Origin of the sequence: Paenibacillus piri, from assembly GCF_004354045.1 — a bacterium.
GTDB lineage: Bacteria > Bacillota > Bacilli > Paenibacillales > NBRC-103111 > Paenibacillus_S > Paenibacillus_S piri.
Genome location: NZ_SMRT01000001.1, coordinates 780,151 through 804,393 on the forward strand (window position 1 = coordinate 780,151; position 24,243 = coordinate 804,393).

Annotated in this window: 15 protein-coding genes; 10 read left to right on the forward strand and 5 right to left on the reverse strand. The window is 55.3% G+C overall.

Annotated features, from left to right (window positions below):
• Nucleotides 1–2: 2 nt before the first annotated feature.
• Nucleotides 3–1,442, forward strand: coding sequence for an FAD-linked oxidase C-terminal domain-containing protein (locus tag E1757_RS03350; RefSeq protein WP_133225384.1), 1,440 nt, complete (start codon nucleotides 3–5; stop codon nucleotides 1,440–1,442).
• A gap of 464 nt (nucleotides 1,443–1,906) precedes the next feature.
• Here E1757_RS03350 and E1757_RS03355 read toward each other — a convergent pair whose 3' ends face one another.
• The 4 genes from E1757_RS03355 to E1757_RS03370 form a co-directional block, all read right to left on the reverse strand.
• Complete coding sequence (locus E1757_RS03355) at nucleotides 1,907–2,914, reverse strand: D-2-hydroxyacid dehydrogenase (protein ID WP_133225385.1); 1,008 nt, start codon at nucleotides 2,912–2,914, stop codon at nucleotides 1,907–1,909.
• A 37-nt stretch (nucleotides 2,915–2,951) separates the two neighbouring features.
• Nucleotides 2,952–3,830: a carbohydrate ABC transporter permease gene (locus E1757_RS03360; RefSeq protein WP_133225386.1), complete on the reverse strand. Its 879-nt coding sequence runs from the start codon at nucleotides 3,828–3,830 to the stop codon at nucleotides 2,952–2,954.
• Between the two features lie 257 nt (nucleotides 3,831–4,087).
• Nucleotides 4,088–5,056, reverse strand: a complete 969-nt coding sequence (locus E1757_RS03365; RefSeq protein WP_133225387.1) for an ABC transporter permease — start codon at nucleotides 5,054–5,056, stop codon at nucleotides 4,088–4,090.
• A gap of 34 nt (nucleotides 5,057–5,090) precedes the next feature.
• Nucleotides 5,091–7,298 (reverse strand): helix-turn-helix domain-containing protein, encoded by a 2,208-nt coding sequence (locus E1757_RS03370; RefSeq protein ID WP_133225388.1) that lies wholly within the window; start codon nucleotides 7,296–7,298, stop codon nucleotides 5,091–5,093.
• 251 nt (nucleotides 7,299–7,549) lie between these two features.
• Between E1757_RS03370 and E1757_RS03375 the strand changes: the two genes are divergently transcribed.
• The 8 genes from E1757_RS03375 (at nucleotide 7,550) to E1757_RS03410 (ending at nucleotide 23,033) form a co-directional block, all read left to right on the forward strand.
• On the forward strand, nucleotides 7,550–9,160 hold the full coding sequence (locus tag E1757_RS03375) for an extracellular solute-binding protein (RefSeq protein ID WP_165971937.1): 1,611 nt from the start codon (nucleotides 7,550–7,552) through the stop codon (nucleotides 9,158–9,160).
• Between the two features lie 196 nt (nucleotides 9,161–9,356).
• Entirely contained in the window at nucleotides 9,357–11,375 is a 2,019-nt protein-coding gene (locus E1757_RS03380) for a beta-galactosidase trimerization domain-containing protein (protein WP_133225390.1), read from the forward strand.
• A gap of 145 nt (nucleotides 11,376–11,520) precedes the next feature.
• On the forward strand, nucleotides 11,521–13,851 hold the full coding sequence (locus E1757_RS03385) for a helix-turn-helix domain-containing protein (RefSeq protein WP_133225391.1): 2,331 nt from the start codon (nucleotides 11,521–11,523) through the stop codon (nucleotides 13,849–13,851).
• Between the two features lie 169 nt (nucleotides 13,852–14,020).
• On the forward strand, nucleotides 14,021–15,586 hold the full coding sequence (locus tag E1757_RS03390) for a type 2 periplasmic-binding domain-containing protein (protein WP_133225392.1): 1,566 nt from the start codon (nucleotides 14,021–14,023) through the stop codon (nucleotides 15,584–15,586).
• Between the two features lie 52 nt (nucleotides 15,587–15,638).
• A complete protein-coding gene (locus tag E1757_RS03395; protein WP_133225393.1) occupies nucleotides 15,639–17,786 on the forward strand; it encodes a beta-galactosidase in 2,148 nt (715 codons plus the stop codon).
• 49 nt (nucleotides 17,787–17,835) lie between these two features.
• Nucleotides 17,836–18,924, forward strand: coding sequence for a mandelate racemase/muconate lactonizing enzyme family protein (locus E1757_RS03400; protein WP_133225394.1), 1,089 nt, complete (start codon nucleotides 17,836–17,838; stop codon nucleotides 18,922–18,924).
• A gap of 120 nt (nucleotides 18,925–19,044) precedes the next feature.
• Nucleotides 19,045–20,229 carry an iron-containing alcohol dehydrogenase gene (locus E1757_RS03405; protein WP_133225395.1) on the forward strand — a complete coding sequence of 395 codons (1,185 nt, stop codon included), beginning with the start codon at nucleotides 19,045–19,047 and terminating at the stop codon, nucleotides 20,227–20,229.
• Between the two features lie 20 nt (nucleotides 20,230–20,249).
• Complete coding sequence (locus E1757_RS03410) at nucleotides 20,250–23,033, forward strand: hypothetical protein (protein WP_133225396.1); 2,784 nt, start codon at nucleotides 20,250–20,252, stop codon at nucleotides 23,031–23,033.
• Between the two features lie 19 nt (nucleotides 23,034–23,052).
• On the opposite strand, the gene E1757_RS35650 is transcribed toward E1757_RS03410, so the two are convergent.
• Nucleotides 23,053–23,199 (reverse strand): hypothetical protein, encoded by a 147-nt coding sequence (locus E1757_RS35650; RefSeq protein ID WP_165971938.1) that lies wholly within the window; start codon nucleotides 23,197–23,199, stop codon nucleotides 23,053–23,055.
• A 62-nt stretch (nucleotides 23,200–23,261) separates the two neighbouring features.
• Between E1757_RS35650 and E1757_RS03415 the strand changes: the two genes are divergently transcribed.
• Nucleotides 23,262–24,236: an ABC transporter permease gene (locus tag E1757_RS03415; RefSeq protein ID WP_133225397.1), complete on the forward strand. Its 975-nt coding sequence runs from the start codon at nucleotides 23,262–23,264 to the stop codon at nucleotides 24,234–24,236.
• Nucleotides 24,237–24,243 lie beyond the last annotated feature (7 nt).

Sequence of the window (24,243 nt, forward strand, 5' to 3'; positions counted from 1 at the left end):
GCATGGACGAGAAGCAACGCGAGCCGTTCGTCGCCGCAATGACGGCGATCATGGGCAAAGCCTCGGTGCTGCACCGCTATGAGGATTTGCTTGCTTACGAATGCGACGGCTATACGATTCATAAAGGGATACCCGGCGCCGTGCTGTTTCCGGCGAATACGGGAGAGGTGGCCGCAGCGGTCGCCTATATGCACAAGCATAAAATTCCGTTTATTCCGCGCGGCGCCGGCACCGGATTGAGCGGCGGGGCTACGGCTTTGAACGGGGAAGTTGTGATCAGTCTTGTACGCATGAACAAGCTGCTATCCGTCGATTACTTGAACCGGAAAGCCGTCGTGCAGCCGGGTTTCATCAACCTGAAGCTGTCCAATTCGATATCCACGAAAGGCTACTATTATGCACCGGACCCATCGAGCCAGGCATCGTGCACGATCGGCGGCAACGTAGGCGAGAACGCGGGCGGGGCGCACTGCTTAAAATACGGCGTCACAACCAATCATGTGCTCGGACTGGAGCTTGTGCTGCCGAACGGCGAAATCGTCCGTCTTGGCGGGGTGCCGGATGCGCCCGGCTATGATCTGCTCGGCGTGCTGACCGGCTCGGAGGGCACGATGGGTATCGTCACGGAAATTACCGTCCGCATCCTGAAGAAGCCGCAGGGAGTCAAGACGGTGCTTGCTCTTTACGACGATGTCAATGACGCCAGCTTGACCGTATCCGATATTATCGCCGCCGGAATCGTGCCGGCCGCGTTGGAAATGATGGATAACACGGCTATCGAGGGGGTCGAGTCCGGCAACTATCCGGTCGGCTACCCCCGCGACCTGGGCGCCGTGCTGATCGTTGAGGTGGATGGGATCGAAGCGGGACTGCAGCATCAAATCGATCAGGTGCTGGAGGTTTGCCGCAAGTATGGCGTCAGGGAAGTAAGGCAGGCGGCGGATGCGCAGGAGAGGGCGCGCTGGTGGGCCAACCGCAAGACGGCGTTCGGCGCGATGGGCACCATTTCTCCGGATTATTTGGTGCAGGATGGCGTCATTCCGCGCAGCACGCTGCCGCAGGTGCTGGCGAAAGTAAGCGAAATCAGCGCGAAATACGGCCTCCGCATCGCAAATGTGTTTCATGCCGGGGACGGCAATCTGCACCCGCTGATTTTGTTCGATTCCCGGGTGCCAGGCGAAAAGGAAAATGCGGTGAAGGCCGGTTCCGAGGTGCTTAAAGCTTGTGCGGACGTGGGCGGCTCCATAACCGGCGAGCATGGGGTCGGCATCGAGAAGATGGAGGATATGCGCTTCATATTGAGCGATGAGGAAATACGGGTGCAGATCGGCTTGCGTCAAGTGTTTAACGGCGAAAACTTATGCAACCCGGACAAAATTTTCCCGAAGCCCGCACGCTGCGTGGAAGTCAAGCAATATGTCGCTTCCAGCCGGGAAAGCTGAAGCCGCTTTAAGCTGCCTGAACGCGCCCGCACGAGGTAGCGGCCTAACGGACTGAGCGAGCCATTATTTGTCCAAATTTCTTTCCTTTAAAATTCTAACGGACACGCGAGACTTTGTACGGCGCGCCAGTCGTTCATTTGCATCATTTGCCGCTAAATAGCGCCGTCTCGGTCCGTTACATTTGAAAACCATTCGTTTGGCCACAATTAAGGGCTCCGGTGTCCATTAAAGTTAATGGTGTCGTTCGATGAACTGGACGGGCATGCGCTTGCGTTAGTTTTGAAAAGTTATACTATAGGCCGTGGTGGCGAAGCTGCCCTCCCGAGCCTTCGAACCATGTGCAAAGACGCCTCCAATGCCGCTAAAGCAGCGGGCTGGAAGCGTCTTTTTGTTTGGTAAATGATGCGCATCGGTTTCCGCGACTCGCCGGGGGCTCCCCCGAAAGTATCCGAACTTAGCAGGCTTTAGATGCGAGCCAAGCCCTTGGTATAAATATCTTTGATCGTCAGCAGGTTTATCATTGGCTGGCCGGTGCGGTAAGCCTCCGCGTTGCTGCAAATAATATCGAGCGAGCGTCCTATTCTATCCGGTACGGCAGGGGTGCAGTGCGGCGTAATCAGCGTATTCGGCGCATCCCAGAGCGGGCTGTCCGCAGGCAGCGGCTCCGTAGCGAACGTGTCGAGACCGGCTCCTGCTATCGTGCCTGTCCGAAGTGCGTCCAGCAGCGCGCTCTCGTCGATTACCGCACCGCGCGCGAGATTGACGATATAGGCGCTGCGTTTCATCAACTGCAGCTCCCGTTGGCCGATCAGATGATGCGTAGCATCCGACAGTGGCAGCACCAGAGCGACGACGTCGCTTTCCTGCAGCAGCTCATCCGGCGTATCTCCGCGGTCGCTGCAGTACAGCCGGTCAACGCCAGGCGGAGGCGTTGTTACGCTGCGCCGGTAACCGAGCACCTGCATGCCGAATGCTTTGGCTCGTACGGCAAGCTCCTTGCCGGTATTGCCCAAACCGAGAATTCCCATTGTTTTTCCATACAATCCGCGCAGCTGTTCTTGACCGGGAACACCCCATTGATGGTCCTGCTGAGCCTTGTAGAACGCCGGAAACCGATAGGTCAGCGCCAAAGCGAAATACATCACATGCTCAGCCAGCACAGGGCCGGAGCGACCCGCGGAGCTTGTAACGATCAAGCCTTTCTCAAACACTTCCGGCCGGGCTGTCTTGTTCAAGCCTGCGTGGTCGCAATGCACCCATCGCAGGTTGGGGGCGTCGAAGAAGCGCTCGTCCAAATCTCCATGCAGCAAGGCAACATCCGCTTTTTGAAGAGCGGCGGCAATCCCGGCTTCGTCCCGGCGGTTCAGCAAAATCATTTCGGCTGGGGCGAACGCTTCTTTCAGGCGCTGCAGATGCGCACCTTCATATTCGACGGTGGCTAATACGGTTTTAATTTCGGTTGCATGGGACATCGTTCCACATCCTTTTCTTAATTGTATTATTTTTGTCTCAGCCCTTAACGGAACCGAGCATGACGCCTTTTGCAAAATATTTTTGCAGGAACGGATAGACGAGCAGGATCGGCAGCATCGCCAGGACGATCGACGCCATGCGGATCGTTTCCTGCGGAACCATCGTTTCATCGGTGCTGCCCGATTGGCTGATGCCGGAAGCATCGGCCTCGATAACCAATTGCTTGATCAAAACTTGCAGCGTCCATTTTTTCGTGTCGCTTATATAAATGAGCGCATTAAAATACGTATTCCAGTGCTGCACTGCGAAAAACAGCGTGAAGGCGGCAACCGCCGGCATCGACAAGGGCAATACGATTTTGGCGAAAACGCCGAGGTCGGAGCAGCCGTCAATTTTGGCGGAGTCCTCCAGCTCGGGATGGATCGATTCCATGAAGCTTTTGACGACGATCAGACTCCAGGCGTTGGTCAAGCTCGGCCAGATCAGCGACCAATACGAATTCAGCAGCCCCATTTGCTTGACGAGCAAATAATGGGGAATGATACCCGCATTGAAAAACAAAGTGACCAGTACGACACCCAGAAAAAAGTTGCGGCCCAGCACCCATTTTTTCGTCAGCCCATAGGCCATCGTAAACGTAACCGCCAAGTTCAGCACCGTTCCTGTCAGCGTGATAAAGGCAGTGCTTTTCAAGGAATCGAGAAAGCTGTTGGTCGACAAAATGGAACGGTAGGAGGCCAGCGACCATTTGTCCGGAAGCAAATAAAATTTCAACGGCGTATAGGTCGAAGGATCGGTGAATGACAGGCTGACCACATATAGAAAAGGAAACAGACTGGCGAGCGCGATCAAGCCGAGCACCATGTAATTTAACCAATCCCCTGCCGTCAACGATTTTTGATGGATAAAGCTCAAGGTGATCCCCTCCTCAGAGTTTTGCGATAGCAAAACTGGCATCGAAAGCATACGCTGAGTTTTGCGATAGCAAAACTGGCATCGAAAGCATACGCTGAGTTTTGCGATAGCAAAACTGGCATCGAAAGCATACGCTGAGTTTTGCGATAGCAAGTTTGCGGTTGCTCTCCGGTGACAAAGGCGAACGCTGGCACTTCTCCGGAATGATTCCGCCCTCTCCGCTGTTTTTCATTGGACTAAAGCCTGCCTGCAAAACCTCAATAAATGCCTTCATGACCGAGCTTTTTGACTATGGCGTTGGCGGCGAGAACGAGGACGAGCCCGACGACGCCTTTAAACATGCCGACGGCGGTACCGATGCTGATTTCACCCTGTTGAATGCCGTGAAAATAGACGTAGGTATCAAATACGTCGGCCACGTCGTTGACGAGCGGATTCATCATGAGCAGCACCTGCTCGAAGCCGACATCGGCCATATGCCCCAGCCTCAGAATAAGCAATATGACGATCGTAGGCCGGATGGCCGGCAGCGTAATATGCCAAATTTGGCGCATGCGCCCCGCGCCGTCCACGACGGCCGCTTCATATCGCTGAGGATCGACACCGGCAATCGCCGCCAAAAAAATGATCGTGCCCCAGCCCGTTTCCTTCCATATATTTTGCAGCGTCAACAAGGCCCAAAAGTAGCGGGGCTCGGATAAGAACGAAATGCTGTCGAAACCGAGCGCAACGAGCAGCTTATTAATGATTCCGACATCGACCGATAGCAGGAAAAAGGTCATGCTGGCGACAACGACCCACGATAAGAAATGCGGCAGGTAGACGACGGATTGATTGAGCTTTTTAAACCATTCATGCCTGACTTCGTTCAGCATGACCGAAAGAATGATCGGCACCGGAAAGAAAAAAAGCAGATTCATCAAATTGATCAAGAGCGTATTGCGCAGCAGGATATAAAAATGATCGTCCGTAAATAACTGAACGAAATGCTCCAGTCCGACCCATTCGCTCCCGCTTATGCCGGTGAACGGGTTGTAGTTTTGAAAGGCAATGAGGATTCCCCACATCGGCACATATTTGAACAGGGCGAAGTAAACGAAGCCCGGAAGGATGAGCGCATAGATATATCGCCCGGCGGCAAGCCTTCTCCACAGCCTTCGGCCGCCGGCCGGAGCTGCTGCGGACAAAGAAAGCTCCGTTTCATTCGATGTGAATGGCGCACGCATCGCAAAAGCTCCTTTCCTGCCCGTAACGAAGCGTTCACCGGTAAATAGTTCGGTAATCGCTGGGCGACATTTTCAGTGTGCGTTGAAAGACGCGGTTAAACGTACGGTGCGAATATCCGACAGCCTCGGCGATTTGGCTTATGTTCTGGTCGGTCGCAGTCAGCAGCCTGCGGGCTTCGCTCATTTTGCAGGCCGTTACATAATCGAGGAACGATTCGCCGTATTCTTTCTTGAACAACCGGCTTAAATAAGCCGGGGTAATATGCAGCAGGTCGGCGCATTCGGCCAATGAAATGTCGCGCGATACATGGTCGAGCACATGCTTGCGGGCCTTTTGGGCGATCAGCTTGCCGGTTTTGTTGTAATTGTCGTCGGCCATTTTTTCATACAGCGGAAATAACTGCTCGGTGAACCATTCGCACATTTCCGCTCTCGTCTCCCGCGCCCGCAGCTGGTCGAACAGGTCGAATTCGAGCATATCCGGGATGCCGCCGCCTTTATGCTCGACCGAGGCAATAATCGAGGCAAGCAGCATACAGTAGCTTTGAGAGCTGATCGCATAAGATTCGGACGATTGCAACGCCAGGGTGAACTGCTCCATTGCACTGCGCGCCTGCTGTACATCGCCGACGGCCAGCGCCTCGACGATTGCGGTTTCGATGGAGCGCGGATAGCTGAATGCCGGCAGCTTCTGGTTCGCCTCCAAATCCTCGATATACAGGATGGATTCATCCTCGCGGTAGAGGCGGTATTGAAGCGCCTGCTTCGATTCCTTATACGATACGCGGATATCCGCCAGATGCGGATAGAACCGCCCGATGCCGACGGAAACCTGAAGCTTCAGGTACGTATGCAGCGCAGTCTGCACCGATTCCGCGAACAGCCGGGTTTGGCTCGCCATGGCCGCCTGGGACATATTCCGGTCGAAATGAAGAATTGCTGCGGCCTGCCCCTGCGTATCATGCAGCACATTTCCGCGCAATGACGGATGGCTGCTCAACAGCTCCTCCATCACATTGGTCACGGCAAACGTAAGCATCGGCTTATCCTCCGGCCGGAACCTGTCTTGCTTGAACAAATTTTCGACCTTGACGAGCAGCGTTACATACGTGTGATCGACCGGGATGCCGTATTTTCCGCATTCGTCGTATAGCGTAGGCCCGTTGATGTAATTGCCGGACAGCCATTGCTGCAGCAATCTTTCTGTCAGGGGCGGCACGGATCGATCGAGCTGCTCGCCGAGTGTCTTGGTCTGCTTGTTCAGCATGTCGACCAGCTGCCGGATCGGATTGCACGCGCTCCTGAGCGTAATGACGGTCAGCAGCACCCCGACGGACAAGAGAGCGAGCACCGCGCCGACCGTCAGCCAGCGGATCCAGGCGAGCTCGCCGATAATAAAGCTGTACGGGATGACGGATATGTAGGTATTGCCGGTCAGCGACTTTTTAAACGAGTAAAAATACGTTTCGCCGGCGCTGTTTTGAAACGTGAAGCTGCTGCTTCGGCTTTTGTCGGATCCGATGCTGCTCAGCACAGGGTCGTTCAGATAAGCTTTCGTATCGCCTTCCTTTTGCATTTGAAACAGTATTCTCCGCTGGTCGTCCAGCACGATGATCGATTGGCTTTTCGCCAGGGAAGATACATTGGCAAAATATTTTTTAATCTGGCTAATGTCCACCTGGGTAACGAGCAGCCCCTGCGCTTCGCCGGCGGATAGCGTAGGCAGCGTCAGCGCAAAGGAGATGTAGCCGCTGCGCAAGCCTTCCGGCAAATAAATCCAGCGACCTTCCTGGCCGTTTGTTTCGAGCTCGCGAATATCTTGTTTAAATTTGAAATCTTCAATGTTTTGATGGCCTGCATCGTTGGACAGTACCAGCCCCGCGCTGCGGTTGTAATAATAAATGTTGCCGATCAGGTTGTTTTGGTATTTTTCCAAAGAAATTTTGCTCAGCAGCTCCATCTGATTGACATAGTCGTTCTCGTAATTGCGGATATTGAACGATTCGCCGACCATCGGGTCAAGCGCCAATTGAAATGAGCGGTCGACAATGTCGCGCATCACCTTTTCGGTGTATTGTTCGACCATTGTAAGAGACGTCTGATTATCGGTTTGAAAGCTTGCAATGCCCCCTTTCATGGCAAACTGGTAATAGGCCACGCCCGCTAATATAATCGGCAGGCAAGCCGAGAGACATCCCAGCCAGATGAGACGATAGAAATAGGCAGTTTTCACAGCATTCACCGCATGAACCTCCCTAATGATCACTATAGATTCATCGCAAGAAATGAGCTCCCGTCGCAACCATCATATCAAGGCGCGGCGGAGGCGGATATAGACAATTCTTGTTTTGGACGGGCGGGGCATTTCTAAAATTGACCGAACAAGCAGCCGCCAGCGTCACGATAAAAGTTGACTATTGAGTGCCGACTCTGCCGTGCTATACGATGGTGACGTGGCAATACCATCATTATGACAAGGGGATGAACAAGCGAATGGGACACGGGAAATCGGGACGCATGTATACGCCTGTGCTGGCTGTCGGAATGATCTTGGCGCTGCTGCTGTCGGCAAGCTGTTCGGGCAATTCAAGTCCTTCGGCAGCCGGAGATGCGGGAACGTCTGCACCCGGCGGCAAGCCGGAAAGCAAACCGCCGGATAACAAGCAGCCGGACGGAAAGCCGCAGGAGCCGCTGGAAATTCAAATGACGGCACGGCTGTTCGAGGAAGTTCCCAATATGGACAATGCTTATTGGAAAGAGTTTATGAAACGGACGAACACGAAGCTGAATATCGAATGGATTCCGGATGGCGATTACACGACCAAGCTCAATTTGATTCTGGCTTCCGGCAGCATTCCGGAAGTGCTGGTGATCAACAATTTAAAACATCCGCCGGTTGTGAACGCCGTGAAGAACGGCGCGTTTTGGGACCTGACTCCGTTCCTGGGCGACTTTAGCAAATACCCGAATTTGAAAAATTTTTCCGCCCCCGAGGCTTGGGTGACGAGCCGCATTCTCGGAAAAAATTACGTTATTCCGAAAAATCGTCCGCAGCTGTCGGGCGGACCGAAAATCCGCAAGGACTGGCTCGACAAGCTCGGTATTCCGATGCCGCAGACGCTCGACGAATACCGCAGCGCGCTGAAAAAGATCGTTGACGCCGATATTGACGGCAACGGCAAAAAGGATACGATCGGCCTTGTATCGAAGGCCAGTCTGTTCACCGGAAGCGCCGGCGGCTTCGGCGACGCGTTCGGCATGGGGAAACCGACGTTCAATCAGGAAGGCGGGCTGATCTACGAAACGCTGACGCCGCAGTATGCCGAGCTGGTGGCCTGGCTGCGCGACTTGTACGCGGACGGCATACTGGCCAAAGAATTTTCGGTGATGAAGCCGACGCAGGCCGTGGAGCTGTTCGAGGCCGGTAAGGCGGCTTCGCTTGTCAACGAGAGCTTCCGCTGGGATTACATTTTTATGGGCAATATTAAAAAGGTGCAGCCGGAAGCGATTGTCGATACGGTACCGCCGCTGCAAGGGCCGGGCGGGTATGCGGTCAGATATTCGACCGGCGTCGACGGGGCGTTCCTGATCTCCAAAAAGGTGCCGGAAGAAAAGGTGAAGCGCATTCTCGACTTCCTGGAGCTGACCAACAGCAAGGAATATTACGATTTTACGGTCAACGGGATTGAAGGCGTTCATTTCAACAAAGTAAACGGAGAGATTGTGTTGACGGATCAGCATAAGAAAGAAGTCGGCTCGACGTCGCCGTGGCAGCCGATCGCTCTCTATTACGACAAATACGGCAAGCTGACGACGCCGGCCGCCCCGAAAGAATACAACGATGCCAAAATTAAACAAGTCGAGGCGCAAGGTTATTTTCAGAAAGGCATCATCAGTCCGTTCAGCGTCATCGATTCGCCTACTTGGCTGGCCACCTGGCCCAAATTTCAGCAGGAATGGACGTCCATGTCGGTGAAAGCGATCGTCGGTCAAATTTCGCTGGATGACTACAAGGCATACGTAAAAAAAGTTAACGACGACCCCAATATCAAAAAAGCGTATCAGGAATTCGCCAAGGACTATAAAGAAACGTTCGGCAAATGATGCCCGCTTTTTTCAAAATGATGGCAGGCTTGGTCAATTTTTGACCGGCTTTGGAAGAAAATCGCAGAATGCAAAAAAGGTCTGTATGGTGCCGGTCCCCTTTATAGTAAGGTGGATATTGAAAAACGGCGAATGCAATAGTCCGGGCTATTCAACGGACACCTAAAACCAATTCATATGCGGAGGCGAATCCTGAATGAGTCAAGCTGAAACGAACAAATGGTGGATCAACCGGCCATGGCGCGAGATCCAGACGAATTTGCGGGAAATCGACATGCAGGACATTGACGCGGAACAGTTTGTGGCCGAGCTGCAGCAGTTTAAGGCGAATGTCGTCATGATTAACGCAGCGGGCATCATCGCCAGCTATCCGACCAAGCTTCCCTTTCATTTCCAGAGCCCATATTTGACGGGAGACAGTCTGGCCGATATTATCGCCGCCTGCCATAAAGCCGATATCAAGGTGATCGCCAGAACTGATTTCTCGAAGGTGCGCCGGCCGATCTACGAAATGCATCCCGAATGGGCATATGTAAGCCCGAAAGGCCAAATCGTCGACTACAACGGTGATGTACATGTATGCCTTAACGGCGATTACCAGCAGCGCTACGCTCCGGAAATTATTAAGGAAGCGATCACCGAGCTTGACTTCGACGGCATTTTCTTCAATATGGGCGGCTACCAGGTGAAAGACTACAGTTACAATTATTACGGCATCTGCCATTGCGACAGCTGCCAGAGCAAATTCGCCGCCATGTTCGGCGCTCCGCTGCCGAAGGAGGAAAACCCGAATGATTCGCTGTTTAAAAAGTATATGGTGTTCAAGCAAAGAACATTAAAAGCCTATGCGGAAAAAATGCACCAGGTCATTTTAGGCGTCCGGCCGGATATTATCATTGCCAACAATTTCGAATTAAAAGAAGGGTTCATTCGTCAGGAATCGAATACCGCACTGGACCGGCCGCTGCCGCATTGGCAGTACAGCGCTTCGGACAATACGAAATGGGCCGTCAGCTCCTATCCGGCAATGGTATCCAGCAATACGACGGTTGATTTTCCGGATTATCACCACCGTCATGTCGCCATTTCGCCGTTCCAGCAAAAGCTGCGGCTGGCCCAAAATTTGGCCAACGGCGGGGGTCTCGACTATTACTTGATCGGACGGCTCGACAATCATGAGGATAAGTCCGGCTATGAAGGCATCAAGCAAATATTTCATTACCATGCAGAGCATGGGAATGAATATTTGAACCTGGAATCGCGTTCGACGGTCGCTTTACTGAACGGTCCTTCGGCCAATCAATCGGAATTCCGGGGCTGGTTCCGCTTCTTGACCGAAAATCATTACCCGTTCGATACGCTGATGATACAAAATGCCCTGAATTTGCCTTGGGATAAGTACAAGGCGATCATCGTTCCCGATTATCAGCCGCTCAGCGATGAATTCAACGCAAGGCTCGACAATTATGCCCAAGCCGGGGGGACGGTCATCTCGGTATGCCGCAGCGGCTTCCAGAACGAGGCGTTCGAACCGCGGGCCAATGTGCCGCTTCAATGCCTGGGGCTTGACCAAGTGCTGTCCGTGCGCGAGGATAACCGATCCTCTTATTTTAAAATGGATCATAAGGAGCAGTTCCCGCGGTTTCCGGTCACCGAGCTTGTTTATTTGGACGGCCACTACGTATTCGCCGGCTACAACGACAGGGTGCGCAAGTATTTCCGGCTGATCCCGCCCCACATGTACGGGCCGCCGGAGCGCTGCTACTATACGCAGATCACGGATCACCCCGGCTTCACGGTACATCCTTTCGGCAAAGGACAGGGCATCTATATTCCGTGGAAACCGGGCGAGCTGTTCCACCGGCAAGGCTATACGAATACGAGCGACTTTGCCGCCGATTTGCTGGAGCACGCCGCCGGACTGAAGCCGCTGCAGGGCAATGTGCCGCCGATGGTGGAGGTAACATGGTTCGAGCAGAAGGGGAGAGACGCGTCGCTGCTTCATCTGGTGAACGGAACCGGCCATTTCGGAGTCACCTTTTACGAGCCGGTCACGATTTCCGATTTGGAAGTGAAGCTTCCTGCCACCGCCGCTCCCCGCTCGGTCAGAAGCCTCGTGACGGGTAAAGCCTGCCCGTTCGCCTTCGACAACGGCCAACTGACCGTAACGCTCGACAAGCTTGGCTTATTCGAAGCGGTCAAAATAACGAATTAAACGCCTTCCGAATTGCGCTCCGATGCTTGTCGCCATATAAAGTCGCAAAAAACTTTGCCTCCGGCAAGGTTTTTTGTTTTGTCGTATAGAATGAGTAGGTGAGAAGTAAAGAGCGAATCTAATACGGAAATATGGAGGAGGTCCCATGGCTAGTCAGATCGGTCGAAAATTGCGTAATTTCTTTATCGGAAAGCATGCTGCACAAGGCAAATATTTACATCGCTTAATTTGGATCAGCTGCATTTCGATTTGCATCCCTATCCTGTTGGCCGGCATTATATACTACCAGTTTTCGATGGATCGGGTGCGGCAGCAATTTCTCGATGAAAACAAATCAACTCTGGTCATGATGAAGGACAGGGCGGAGCGAATTATGCAAAACATCGAGCAGGAGTCGCTGCAGCTGTCGCTGGATCCGCGGATCAACGATTTTTTTGCCGGCCGCATGGAGGACGCTCCGTTGATTTGGCATCAGCAATTGCTGCAGGAAATTACGCTCGTCAAAAATGCGAACAGCTTCATCGACGAAATTTATTTTTACAATAATGAGGAGGATCTGCTGCTAACGAACCGCTACGGGGCGATCGATAAGGATTCCTATAAGCATAAGGATGAAATCGATCAGCTCATGAAGCTGGCAAGCGGCTCGCAGTGGCTGTTTTTACCGGCGGGGAAAAAAGAAGGCTACATTACATTCGCCAGAAAGCTGCCTGTCGTCGGTTCCGGGAAGTCGGGCGTGCTTGTCTTTGAGATCGAAACGTCCCTGATCAGCAGTTTCCTGCAAGCGGATACAACGATTTTAACGAAAGGTTCGGAGATGGTGCTGATCAGTTATCCCGACTTGTTCAAGCTGGATGCGAAGGAGAAGGGAGGGTTTATGAAGCGGCTGGAAAATTTGGAGGGGTTGCAAACGCTCCGGACGGCGGACTCCACTATCGGCAGTTTTTATGAAACGGGACCGGACGGGCGTCCGGCGCAGTTCACTTATGTAAAAAGCATGTTCGGCCGGACGTACGTTACGGTCACTCCCGAGCAAATGCTCGCAGGACGCATCCAATGGATTCGTGTCGTTACGTTTTCCGCCGTTCTCTTTTTTATTTTGCTCGGCATACTGCTGACTTATTTCAATACGAAGCGGGTTTACAGCCCGATCGGCAAGCTGATTCAGCACAGCCGGCAGCTCGGCGAAGGCCGGATTCAGAGCAAAGCGGACGAGTTCGCCTATATTAGCGCTTGTCTCGATTTTTTAAGCAGCGAGGCGGAAAAGCTGGGAGGCTATATGGAAAAGGTGCAGCCGACGCTGCGCGAAAGATGCCTTCAGCAGCTGGTGAACGGGGAATATGTGCGCAGCGAGCTGCTGATTCAAGAATGCGAGAGCTTCGGGATCGATATTCATTCGACCTACTGCGTCATCGTCGTGGAGGTGGAAAATGCGTTTAAGGAGCAGCGTTTTTTTCCAAAGGACAAACCGATCGTCGCTTTTGCCGTGTCGAATGTGATGCAGGAGCTGCTGCAAAAAAACGAGCTGCTCAGCGGTTATATTTTCGCCAATCACGGAAAAGGCGTGGCGCTGCTGCAGTGGGACAACGACGCGGGACCCGTCAGGCTAAGTCAAGCCGTGCGCAGCTTTGCCGAATCTGTCAACGAATCGTTAATGAGCTACCTGAGCTTCAAAGCCGCCATCGGCATCGGTCGCAGCTATTCGCATATCGCCGATGTGCCGGTTTCGTTCCGGGAGGCGGAGCTTGCTCTTCAATACCGGATTTACGAGGAGGCGGAGCCGGTCATGTATATCGAAGATTTGGAAAACCGCTCCGGGAAGCAGGCGTCGTTCCGCTACCCGCGCGAGCAGGAAAACAGCATCGTCGATGCGCTCGCCAAAGGGGAATTGGAGCAGGCGCGGCAATCGCTCGTGCAATTCACGGAATCGATCCGTCCGTCCCAGTCATACAATTTCATTTACCAAAGCTACCATGTGCTGCTTTCGGCAATCATTACATCGTTGGAGAAGCAGGGAGGCAGCATTCTCGATCTGCTGGAATATAATTTATTCGGCCAGTTGGAGACGAAGCAGACGTCGCGGGAAATTTTTGACTGGTTTAATGACAATTTATTTCCGTTGTACCACAAGCTGACGGAAGAATACCGCAGCTCGGCCGGCCAGTCCGCCGTTTTGCAAATCTCCAAATATATCCGGGAACACAGCACCGAAGATCTTTCACTTGTGCAGTGCGCAGAAATGATCGGAATGAGCCCTTCCTATTTGAGCCGGCTGTTTAAAAAGGAGATGGGCGTCAACTTCCTCGAATTCGTTGTCGAATGCAAGGTGGAAGAAGCGAAGCGGCTGCTGTTGGAAACGGATATGAACGTCAGCGACATCGCTGCGGCGATCGGATATTCGGAGCGCAACCTGAATCGCATTTTTCAAAGGCATACCCGCATGAACCCGAGCATTTTCCGTGCGGAGCACCGTTAATCCGGGGTGGGCAGACGGTTTTATAACAGGCAAGACAAAAATTGCCCAATTCAAATCCATAGCCCATCAGTCAAGAATTGTCACTTACTTGCCGTTGAAATGCGGCATACAATATTGACTGAAAGCGCTGCCAAGTGCGCTCCATCGAATTTTCAGGAGGGGTAAAAAAATGAAAGCATTGTTCGTAAGAAATGTCAGTTGGATCACGACGACCGCGGTTTCGTTAGGACTGCTGGCCGGCTGCTCGGGAGGAGGCGAACCGGCTCCGGCTGCGAAGTCGGATTCCGCCAAACCGGCCGATACTCAAGGGGCGAAGGCGAACGCACCGCTTAAGATGCAGTTTCTTGTGCCATCGTTTGCCGACGTTCCGGACATGAATGATCAGTATTGGACCGAATGGCAAAAAAGAACGAATACGAAACTGGATATCGAGTGGGTTCCGTCGGGCGACTACGATACCAAATTCGACCTCGTGCTCGCATCGGGCAATTTACCTGAAATTCTCGTTTCTACCAGCACCACGCGCCCGACGCTGCTCAATGCGATCAAGCAGGGAGCTTTCTGGGATTTGACGCCGTTTCTAGGCGATTTCAGCAAGTATCCGAATTTGAAAAACAACAGCGGCCCGAACGTATGGAGCTTCATGAAATCAGACGGTAAAATTTATGGCTTACCCCGCAACCGCCCGCAGATCGACCTGGGCATTAAGTTCCGCAAAGATTGGCTGGATAAATACAATATTCCTGTGCCGCAAACGCTGGATGAATATACCGCAGCATTGAAAAAGATCGTGACGAGCGATCCGGACGGCAACGGCAAGAACGATACGGTCGGCGTTCTGGGCCACGGCTTCCTGCTCGCGGACGGCGACGACACGTTCCTCGCGGCATTTGGCGGTCTGAATCCGGTCTACGACAAGGACGGCGGCCTGATCAGAAACTGGCTAACGCCTAATTATACGCAAATGGTAGAATGGTTCCGTCAGCAATATGCGGACGGCATATTGTCCAAGGAGTTTTCGGCGATCAAGAAAACGCAAGCCGAGGAAATGTTCTCGACCGGACGCGCGGTTTCATATGTGCGCAATATTTGGCGCGATTACACATGGGAGCAGGATATCAAGAAGGTTCAGCCCGACGCCAAAGTCATTACACTGCCTCCGCTGAAAGGACCGGGCGGCTACACGGCTTCGCTGGCGAATCCGACTTATGGCGGCATGTATATTTCGAAGAAGGTACCTGAGGAGAAGGTAAAGCAAATTCTCGATTATATGGAAAAGACGACTACGATGGAGTATACCGATTTTAACTATTACGGCATCGAGGGCGTGCATCATAAAGTCGTGGACGGGCAGCCGCAGCTGACGGAGCTGGGCGTGAAACAGGTCACGACGAATGCTAACCAGGTATTTGCGATGGCGTTCAATAACAAGATGAAGGTGCTCAATCCGGCTGCGCCCAAAGCGTACAACGATGCGAAGATCAAGGAAACGGAAATTTACAGCCAACAAGGCAAGATGAATCCGTTCGGCAACATTGCGTCCGATACTTGGACTTCCGTATGGCCGAAGTACGAGAAGGAATGGCAGGCGATGGTAACCAAAGCGATCGTCGGACAAATTTCGATGGACGAGTACAAGAGCTATGTAAATAAGCTGAACGACAACGCGGATATTAAGAAGGCATATCAGGAATACGCCAAAGCATATAAAGAATATTTCGGCAATGCGAAATAGCCGGATGGCGGTTTGCGTCACGGCTTGCTGTTAACCAAGGAGGAGGGTGCATATGACAACCGGGCGCACATTGCCACAGCTCCCTTATGGAGCGGTTTATTTCCGCAAATCGAATCCGCCCCGCGACGACTGGGAACGCGATTACGCAATTGCCCAAGAGGATGGCATGAACTTTAACCGCCACTGGTTTATGTGGGGCGCGATCGAGGTGGCGCCGGGCGTTTACGATTGGGAAGATTACGACCGGCAGATGGATTTGGCGACCGGGCACGGTATCCAAACCATCATCGCCGAGATGATTACTTCCGTTCCGGAATGGGCGGCCGAAGCTTATTCGCATGCGGTCCATGTGAAAGCGGACGGTACGGCTCTGCGGACGCAGATGGGCGTAAGCAGCGCGACCGGAGGCTTCGGCGAAGGCTCGCAGGGCGTGCTGTGCCTGGACTGTGCCGAGGTGAAGGAAGCGGCGGGCCGGTTTTTGCGGGAGCTGGTGCTGCGCTACAAGGACCATCCGGCAACGGCGGGCTACGATATATGGAATGAATGCAATTATTCTCCGCATGTATGCCATTGCCGGTATACGAACGCCAAGTTCCGCAGTTGGCTGCAGACCAAGTACGGCGGCCTGCAGGCGTTGAATCGGGCGTGGAACCGTTATAGCTATACGTCATGGGAGCAAGTGCGTTCGCCGCGTCAGACGGGGCCGTATCCCGAATGTATCGACTGGGTGCAGTTTACCAAGGACAACTTCTATGAGCATATGCAGTGGCGGGTCGAGCTGATCCGTAGCCTGGATGACAGGAACCTGATTGCCGCCCACGGCATCGCTGGGAGCATCGGCGCGATGGCGTCGATGGGCGCCGACGATTGGCTCGCAGCGTCCAAGGTGGACGTGTACGGGTTCACCTGGGTAGCCTCCCGCAAGGGCAGCGAGCCTTGGAAGCAATGGCATGCCGTCGATTTGACGCGAGCCGCCTCGCGCGGCAAAACGTTCTGGCATGCCGAAGCGCAGGGCGGCCCGCTTTGGCTGCAGCCGCAGGTGATCGGCCGTCCCAAGGAGGATGGCCGGGTGACCGAGCCGGAGGATATGCGGGTCTGGCAGATGATCTCATTTGCCGGCGGAGCGCGCGGCCTGCTGTTTCCGCGCTGGAGGCCGCTGCTGGACGGCCCGCTGTTCGGCGCATTCGGCCCTTACGCGATGGACGGGTCGCGGACCGACCGTTCGGCGATGGCCGGCGCGATCGCGAAATGGGCCAATGATCCGGAGCAGCGGAAGCTGCTCGAAGCGGTGCCGGTTCAAGGGGATATCGGCATTCTGGTCGTTCCCGAGACGCAAATATTCGATTATTTGCTGAACCGGGAAGGCAAGCTGGAGCTGTATACGCAGGCGATGTGGGGCGCTTACCGCTGTTTTTTCGATCAGGGCGTACAGGCCGATTGGGTGCATATCGACGATATCGCCAAGTATCGTGTGCTCTATTGGCCGTATCCGATCATGCTCGGCTCCGTCTATGCGGAAGCATTGAAGCAATGGGTTGCAGCCGGCGGCACGTTGATCAGCGAAGGCTGCCCCGCCTATTTCGGCGATCGCGGCAGCGCTGGAGCGAAGCAGCCGAACCATGGCTTCGATGCCGTTTTCGGAGCTGTCGAAGCGGATGTGGAATTTATGCCCGATAGGGCTGATGGCATTGCCTTCGACTTTGACGAAAGCGGCCTGCTGGCGGTCGGCGGCGGGTTTCGGCAATCGTACAGGCCGGCCGGCGGCATCCCATGGGGACAATACAGGCAGGATGGCGGTACGGCGGTCGTAGAGCATAAATACGGACAGGGCAGGACGCTTCTGGCGGGGACATTCCCTTCCATCGGCTATTTTCAGTCAGGCTCACCGTCCAATAAAGCTTTTATCGCCAAAGCGCTGGCTTGGGCGGGGATAACTCCGTATATGCGCTTATCCGATGCAAGCGTGCAGGCGCGCTTCTCGCGTCATGCGGACGGCTCGCTGTTTGTGTGGGTTGTGAACCCGGACCGGTCGCAGAAAAGCTTGGAAATTCGTTTTTCCGACGCGCTGCAGCCGGGACAGTCAAGAGCGGGCCGCGTGTATTGGGACGGCGGCACGTTTATGCAGGAGGGGTCGGCGCTGCACGTCACGGTCCGGGGGCGGGACGCTCTTGTACTGGGCATGGACGGTACTCCGGATTAATCGAAAGCGAAGCAGCAGGAAGAGAAAAGGAAGGAAGAGGGCTGACGGGATGAAAATTAAAAGCATCGAAACGTTTACGACCCGCAATATCAGCATCGTTCGCGTCAAAACGGATGACGGCGGCGAAGGTTACGGACAGATCGCCACGTATCACGCGAACATTTCCGCGCTTGTGCTGCACCAGCAAATTGCTCCATATGCGCTGGGCGCCGATGCGGAGCGGATCGCCGATCTGGTCGAGCGGTGCGTGGAGGGGGAGCACAAGTTTCCCGGCTCATACGTGTGCCGGGCCGTCGGCGGGCTCGACACGGCATTGTGGGATTTGCACGGCAAGCGCGCGGGCCGCAGCGTCTGCGAGCTGTTCGGCGGCAAACCGCGCCCCGTCGATGTATACGGCTCCAGCATGCGCAGAAATATAACGCCTGAGGATGAAGCCGAACGGTTGAAAAAGCTTCAGGAAGCTTACGGCTTCCGCGCCTTTAAAATCCGGATCGCCAACAACTTCGGACGCGACGTCGACGTGTACCCGGGCCGGACGGAGCAGGTCGTGCCGGCGGTGCGCCGAGCGATCGGCGATCACACCGCCCTGTTCGTGGATGCGAACAGCGGGTTCAGCCCGCGCCGGGCGATCGAGGTCGGGCGGATGCTGGAGCGGTACGGCGTCGTGCACTTTGAGGAGCCGTGCCCGTATCCGGAGCTGGAGTGGACGAAGCAGGTGACCGATGCGCTGGACTTGGCTGTCACAGGCGGCGAACAGGATACCGACATTGCGCAATGGAAACGGATGATTGCGATGCATGCGGTTGATATCGTACAGCCGGATATATGCTATACGGGAGGCTTCAGCCGGGCAATGGAGGTGGCCCGACTGGCGCAATATGCAGGTATGACCTGCATGCCTCACGCAGCCAATCATTCGATGGTTACCGTGTTTACCCTGCATATGGTCGCCGCCATTCCGAATGCGGGAGCATTTATGGAATTTTCCATTGAATCCGACAAATGGACCGAAGGCTTGTTTACGACCGGACTGGAAGTGCGAGACGGCCAGGTGAACGTGCCGGACGGCCCGGGCTGGGGCGTGACGGTCAACCCGGATTGGCTGGACAAGGCGGAATATCATATTTCTCAGGTTTGAGCCGGAATTGCCGGGCCGTAAGCCTCAACCGAATACGCCTGCAAGCTTCAGCATATGCGGCGTGGCAGCTGCTTGCAATCGAAGGCAAGTCGCGGCAGAAACAAGGAGGATTATGTAACCATGAACCTATTCAACCGTTTGCTGCTTCCGGAAACGATCGTATGCGGCGCCCATGCGTTCGAACGGCTTGGGGCTTGCGCAGCGGGAATGGGAAGCAAAGCGCTGATCATTAGCGATCCGGTAATGGAAAAGCTGGGCCTCGTACGGCGCTGCGCGCAGCTGCTTGAAGCTGCGTCCATAGCCAGCGCAAGCTATACGGGCGTAGATACGGAGCCGACGGACCGGCATGTGGCCGAAGGGCTTGAACGATGCCGCGAGCAGGCATGCCGGTTTATCGTCGCTGTAGGCGGAGGCAGCTGTCTCGATACGGCGAAGGCCGTTGCCGTGATGGTTAATAACGATGGCTATATCGGCGATTATGCGGGCGGAAAGCGGAGGTTCGAGCAGCCGCCTCTGCCGCTTATCGCCATCCCGACAACTGCCGGTACCGGCTCCGAGGTGACGAAAGTGACCGTCATCACAAGCACGGCGACGGATGAAAAAATGATGATCGCCCAGCCGGAGCTGCTCCCGCACACGGCGCTGGTCGATCCGCTGCTGACCGTCTCCTGCCCGCCGGCCACGACGGCCGCGACGGGGATCGATGCGCTGTGCCATGCGGTCGAAGCGTACTTGTCGCGGAAGGCGAATCCGCTAACCGATGCGCTCGCGCTGGCAGCGGCCCGCGATCTGTCCGCGAATATGCTGCGCGCTTATGAGCATGGCGGCGATCTGGCCGCGCGGGAAAAAATGATGACCGGCGCCATGATAGCCGGGGCCGCTTTTTCCAACGCATCCGTAGCGCTTGTCCACGGGATGTCAAGGCCGATCGGCGCGCAGTTTCATGTGCCGCACGGCATCTCCAACGCCATGCTGTTTGCGGCTGTGCTGGAATTCAGCCTCCGGGACGCGCTGCCGCGATTGGCCGAGCTGGGCCGGGCGATGCTGCCCGAGCTGACGGCTGAGCGGCCGACCGAGGCGCAATGGGCAGCTGCGGTCATTGCGGAAATTAAACGGCTGTGCAAGGCCATGCAAATTCCGAATTTGCGGCAATGGGGCATCGAGCGGGAAGCGTTCCTCCGCGCGCTGCCCAGAATGGCGGACGATGCGATTAAAAGCGGCAGCCCGGCCAACAATCCGACCATACCGGATCGCACGGAAATCATAGAGCTGTATAAACGCTGCTACGATTATGATTTTAACTAAAGCGAAGGAGATGTTAACGGATGAAACCTGTACATGACGGCAACGGCAGTTTAAACGGTCTTAACGGCAACGGCGGCAACAGCCAAGGAGAGGAATCGGTCATCATCGTTCGCGGTTTATCGGATGCCGTGTCTGCGGGAGCTTCGGCCGCGTGGGCGGCTTCCCGCTTATCGGATGCGTTGCAGCGGCATGGAATCGACGTGGAGGAAGCCGACGGCGAGCGGGAAGCGTCCGCAAGCAAAAACGCGGGCTCGGCGCTGCGAATCGTCCTTGCAGGAGGTGACTCCGAAGGGGCGAAGAAGCTGTTGGAATCGTACGGGAAGGACGCAGCCTTCAGGCCTGACGTTCCGGAGTCGTTCGTCATCGTGAGCGTGCCTGCCATGACCTTGGAAGGAACGCAAGCCGGTGACGCAACCGCATCTTCGGCCGCCTCCAAGCATGCGACGGTTGCCGTTATCGGCGCCGACGCGAGAGGCCTGATCTACGGCGTGCTGGAGCTGGCGGATCGGGTTCGCTGCAGCGGCGAACCGTTGACCGAGCTGAAAGGTATCGAAACGTACGGCGAACAGCCGGCGAATACAATCCGCAGCATTAGCCGTTCGTTTTGCAGCGAAATTGAAGATAAGCCATGGTTTTACGACAAGCGGTTCTGGGAGGAGTACTTGACCGAGCTGGCGACACACCGGTTTAACCGGCTCCATCTGACGCTCGGCATATCGTACGACTACGGCCATGATCCGAATGTGCGGGATAACTACTTCGGCTTCGCTTATCCGTTCTTCGTGTCCGTGCCGGGTTATGAGGTGCGTGTTCGCGAGCTGGCGGACGGGGAACGGGAGCGAAATTTGGAGATGCTGCAGTATATTAGCCGGGAGGCTAAGCTGCGCGGTCTTCATTTCCAGCTCGGATTGTGGAATCATGCCTACCAAATGCTGGACAGCCCGAACGAGCTGCATACGGTCGAAGGCGTTGACGGTTCGAACCATGCGGTATATTGCCGGGATGCGCTCGGCCTGCTGTTGAAATTGTGCCCGGATATCGACGGCGTGACGATCCGCACCCATTACGAGGGTGGTATTCCCGAGCCGTCTCACCTGTTTTGGGGCGAGGTGATGAAAGGATTGACCGGCTGCGGACGCAAGGTGGAAATCGATATGCATCCGAAGGGTGTCGACGCGCAAATGCTTGAGGTTGCCCTCGGCACCGGCATGCCGGTCATCGTATCGCCCAAATTTTGGGCCGAGCATATGGGGCTGCCCTATCATCAAGCGGCGATCCGCGCCAGAGAGCTGCCTGTCGCCACCACGGAACGCGCCGAGCTGATGGGCGTGACCAACACCTATAGGCGCTTCACGCGTTACGGCTACGCCGATTATTTGAACGAAAACCGCCAAACCGGCGTCCTGCACCGGATTTGGCCCGGAACGCAGCGGGTGCTGTTGTGGGGCGATCCGGTTACTGCCGCCGGTTACGGGCGGAGCGGCAGCTTCTGCGGAAGTCTCGGCGTCGAGCTGTGCGAGCCGATGTCGTTCAAAGCGCGGAAGACGAGCGGTACGCCGGGCGGACGGGAGTTATACAAGGAGGCTGCGCTGCAGCTGGGAGGTCATGGCTGGCAAAAGTACGCCTACACGTATCGCGTATGGGGAAGGGCGATGTACAACCCCGATGCGGATTCGGGTCAATGGCATCGCTATTTGCGGCAGCAGTTTCAGGCGGCCGGAGAGGACTGCGGGCAGGCGCTTGCTTACGCGAGCCGGATATTGCTGCTGATTACAACGGCTCATCTGCCGTCGGCGTCCAACAATTATTTTTGGCCGGAAATGTATAACAATCTGGCGATTATGAAGACGGAGAAGCTGTCGGAGACGGCATTCGATACGCCCGCCCCGCATACGTTCGGCGCGGTTAGTCCGCTCGACACCGCCATGTTTTACGCGATTGACGAGTTCGCGGACGACTCCGTGCAGGGCAAGCGGCGCGGCAAATATTCGCCGCTCGAAGTGGCGGACCGGCTGGACGCACTTGCGGACGCAGCTGAACGGCATCTGGCCCGGGCGGCCGCCCGAATCGGCGATCCGCAGGACGCCGCTTACCGTCGCTGGGCCGTCGATGCGGCCGTCCAGGCAGGAATAGGCCATTTCTTCGCCCGCAAGCTGCGCGCGGGTACGGCGTATGCCCTGTTCGAACGTACCGGTAATCCGGAGCAGCTGAGGCACGCCCTGCAGAGCTACCGCTCGGCGCGCTCGGCCTGGGAGGAGATTGTCGCAGCTACCCGGGACGTGTACCGTGACGACATAGCTTTCGGCTATAAGCCGTTTATGAAAGGCCACTGGGCCGATCGACTGGCAGGGATTGACGAAGATATCGCCGCGATGGAGCAGGTATACCGTAGTGCTGCCGCCGTCACCGATGAGGCGGCGCCGGAGACGGCCTCCGCTGGCGCAGTACCCGGCTCGGTTCAAGCTGAGTCGCGCCCTGATTGCCTCCACGTCCCTCCCGCATCGTTTAACCGCGGCGAACCCGTTGAACTGCAGGTGACGCTTGACGGGGCTGCGTCAGGAGTGGAGATCAGCCTGCTCTACAGACATGCTCACCAAGCAGAGTCTTATGAGACCGCGGCGATGGCCGCGTCAGACGGGCAGCCCGGGAGCTTTACCGCAGTCATACCGGGATCCTATACGGATTCCGATTACCCGCTTGTTTACTTTTTCGAGCTGCGGGACAGCAGCGGGAACGCGTGGCTGGCTCCTGGGCTGAGGACGGATTTGTCCAACCAGCCGTACTACTCGCTTCGTTGTCAGTAACGTAGTACCGCAGCGGAAGCTAGGGCCCGCTCGCCGTTCCTTGCCGCAGCGCCGGGAAGCGGCGGGCGGCCGTGCTTTCCGCATCGCCGAGCGGAATGGCGGACGACCGGTCTTTCCGGTCTTTCTTTCTCCGAGAGCCGATGGCGTCTCGCGGTCGACTCTCCATCTGCGGGAGCCTGCCGTCAGCCGCCGGCTAAAAAACATGAACATAAAAGTGAGGTGCATGGCATGCTGGAACCCGCAGCAGCGGCAAACAAGGCGAAGCCCGCAAGCAAGGGCCGGCGGACAACCGGTTACTGGTCCCGGCTCGGGATTCGAATGCTGCAGCATAAGTATATGTATTTGCTTGTTTTGCCGGGCCTGATTTATTTCATCCTGTTTAAATTTGCGCCGATGTGGGGATTGTTGATCGCATTTAAGGATTATAACCCGTTCGGCGGCTTTTGGGGCAGCCCGTGGGTCGGGGCGAAGCATTTTAACGAGCTGTTTACCGACAACGCTTTTTATATGATGCTGCGCAATACGTTTGCGATCAATTTGATCGGACTCGTCTTTATGTTTCCGGTTCCGATCGTGCTCGCGCTCATGCTGAATGAAGTCAGGCATGAGGCGTTTAAACGGCTCAATCAGTCCATCGTCTATCTGCCGCATTTTTTATCGTGGGTGGTGGTGGCGAGTATGACCTTCTTCATCCTGTCCACCGACGTCGGCATCGTCAACAAGCTGATCACGGGAGCAGGACATGAGAGCGTGGCGTTTTTGTCCAACCCGAACTATTTCTGGGGGCTCATAACGGCGCAAAGCATGTGGAAGGAAGCCGGTTGGGGAACGATCATCTTCCTGGCGGCAATGGCGGGCGTCGATCCGCAGCGGTATGAAGCGGCTGTCGTTGACGGAGCGAACCGTTGGCGGCAAATCTGGCACATCACGCTGCCGGCGATTCGTCCGACGATCATCATTTTGCTCATTTTGAGGCTCGGGCATATGGCCGATGTCGGCTTCGAGCAGGTGCTGCTGATGCAAAACCCGCTTGTTCTGTCGGTATCGGAGGTGTTTGACACGTATGCTTATACGCACGGTATTTTAAAAGGACAGATCAGCGCGGGGGTTACCGTCGGCATGTTTAAAGGTGTTGTTGGTCTCGTATTGGTCCTGGCATCTAACTATGTAGTCAAAAAGCTCGGACACGAAGGTATTTACTAAGGAAAGG

What these genes read in the sequence shown, in the direction of transcription:
- E1757_RS03350 (WP_133225384.1), top strand. Translation starts at nt 3, where the DNA reads ATGGACGAGAAGCAACGCGAGCCGTTCGTCGCCGCAATGACGGCGATC.
- E1757_RS03365 (WP_133225387.1), bottom strand. Translation starts at nt 5,056, where the DNA reads ATGCGTGCGCCATTCACATCGAATGAAACGGAGCTTTCTTTGTCCGCA.
- E1757_RS03410 (WP_133225396.1), top strand. Translation starts at nt 20,250, where the DNA reads ATGAAACCTGTACATGACGGCAACGGCAGTTTAAACGGTCTTAACGGC.
- E1757_RS03405 (WP_133225395.1), top strand. Translation starts at nt 19,045, where the DNA reads ATGAACCTATTCAACCGTTTGCTGCTTCCGGAAACGATCGTATGCGGC.
- E1757_RS03380 (WP_133225390.1), top strand. Translation starts at nt 9,357, where the DNA reads ATGAGTCAAGCTGAAACGAACAAATGGTGGATCAACCGGCCATGGCGC.
- E1757_RS03385 (WP_133225391.1), top strand. Translation starts at nt 11,521, where the DNA reads ATGGCTAGTCAGATCGGTCGAAAATTGCGTAATTTCTTTATCGGAAAG.
- E1757_RS03395 (WP_133225393.1), top strand. Translation starts at nt 15,639, where the DNA reads ATGACAACCGGGCGCACATTGCCACAGCTCCCTTATGGAGCGGTTTAT.
- E1757_RS35650 (WP_165971938.1), bottom strand. Translation starts at nt 23,199, where the DNA reads ATGGAGAGTCGACCGCGAGACGCCATCGGCTCTCGGAGAAAGAAAGAC.
- E1757_RS03400 (WP_133225394.1), top strand. Translation starts at nt 17,836, where the DNA reads ATGAAAATTAAAAGCATCGAAACGTTTACGACCCGCAATATCAGCATC.
- E1757_RS03390 (WP_133225392.1), top strand. Translation starts at nt 14,021, where the DNA reads ATGAAAGCATTGTTCGTAAGAAATGTCAGTTGGATCACGACGACCGCG.
- E1757_RS03375 (WP_165971937.1), top strand. Translation starts at nt 7,550, where the DNA reads ATGGGACACGGGAAATCGGGACGCATGTATACGCCTGTGCTGGCTGTC.
- E1757_RS03415 (WP_133225397.1), top strand. Translation starts at nt 23,262, where the DNA reads ATGCTGGAACCCGCAGCAGCGGCAAACAAGGCGAAGCCCGCAAGCAAG.
- E1757_RS03355 (WP_133225385.1), bottom strand. Translation starts at nt 2,914, where the DNA reads ATGTCCCATGCAACCGAAATTAAAACCGTATTAGCCACCGTCGAATAT.